Annotated in this window: 1 protein-coding gene; it reads left to right on the plus strand. The window is 30.5% G+C overall.

Features of this window, described 5'->3' with window-relative positions; all coding sequences use genetic code 11:
- The first annotated feature begins 85 nt into the window (after nt 1-85).
- A protein-coding gene (locus KA900_RS14095; RefSeq protein ID WP_210139770.1) for an IS3 family transposase occupies nt 86-1,227 on the plus strand; the annotation gives its coding sequence in 2 pieces (ribosomal slippage) (nt 86-356 and nt 356-1,227; 1,143 coding nt in all).
- Nucleotides 1,228-1,300 lie beyond the last annotated feature (73 nt).

Below are 1,300 nucleotides of genomic sequence, written 5' to 3' on the forward strand. Positions count from 1 at the left end.
TGAACTGACCCCAATTTGTGGGAATAAAATAAAAACACTTTCGTTGAATTCGTATAAAATGAATTTAAACGGAGGTGTTTTTTCTATGAAAAGAGTCGCTTATTCAATTGAAACAAAATATAAAGTAGTAGAAATGAAGCTTAATGGATATAGTACAAGAGAAATAATGGATACGTTAAATATTAAAAATAAATCGCAAGTTGATAATTGGTGGAAATGGTATAGAAATGGAGAAACGCATAGGTTTAAACAGCAAGTTGGAAAACAATATTCCTACGGAAAAGGAAGCGAAGAATTAAGTACTGTAGAGGACTTAAAGATTAAGCTAAAGCGTAAAGAAGTAGAGAATGAAATTTTAAAAAAGTACAAGGAATTGGAAAGGAAGTGGTCCCAGAAGTAGTTGTTGAATTGGTAAAAGAATTGAAGCTTAGATATAACGTAAGTCTAATTTTAGAAGTTCTAAATATTCCAAAGTCTACTTATTATAGGTGGAAAAATAAAGATTTTAGAATGGTTGAATCAGAACATGAAATTATACAATTATGTAAGAAACATCGTTTTACATATGGGTATAGAAAAATAACTGCGCTTATAAATAGAAAATTTAATCAAACGATAAATCATAAAAAAGTTCAAAGGATTATGCAGAAACACAATTTAAATTGTAAAGTACGAATGAAGAAATCAAAAAAACCAGGAAGTGCATACTATAAAACAAATAATCTTCTCAATAGAAACTTTAAAACAGAAAAGCCATTAGAAATACTTACAACAGACATTACTTATTTACCTTACGGTAAAACGATGTTGTATTTATCTTCAATCATGGATTTATACAACGGAGAAATTATCGCTTATACTATTAGAACTCAACAAGATCAAAAGTTAGTTAATGATACATTAAAGCAAATAGAACTACCTAGCGGGTGTATACTCCATAGCGATCAGGGAAGTGTATATACATCGTACGAATATTACAAATTATGCGAAGAAAAAGGCATTACCAGAAGCATGTCCCGTAAGGGAACGCCAGCCGATAATGCCCCAATTGAATGCTTCCATTCCTCGCTAAAGTGTGAAACATTCTATTTAAACAACGAGCTTAATAGCTCTAATGACATTGTAATAGATATTGTCGAAAATTACATTGAAAACTATAATAAAATTAGAATTCAACAAAAACTAGGCTACTTATCCCCTTTAGAATTCAGGAAATTAGCAGCCTAGAAAATAGTGTTTTTATTAAGTTCCCATTTTAAGGGTTCAGTGCCACGTGTGTGCGGGTTTCTTTTTGTTAAAT

It is taken from the genome of Staphylococcus sp. GDY8P120P (genome assembly GCF_017892065.1).
GTDB classification, from domain to species: Bacteria; Bacillota; Bacilli; order Staphylococcales; family Staphylococcaceae; genus Staphylococcus; species Staphylococcus nepalensis.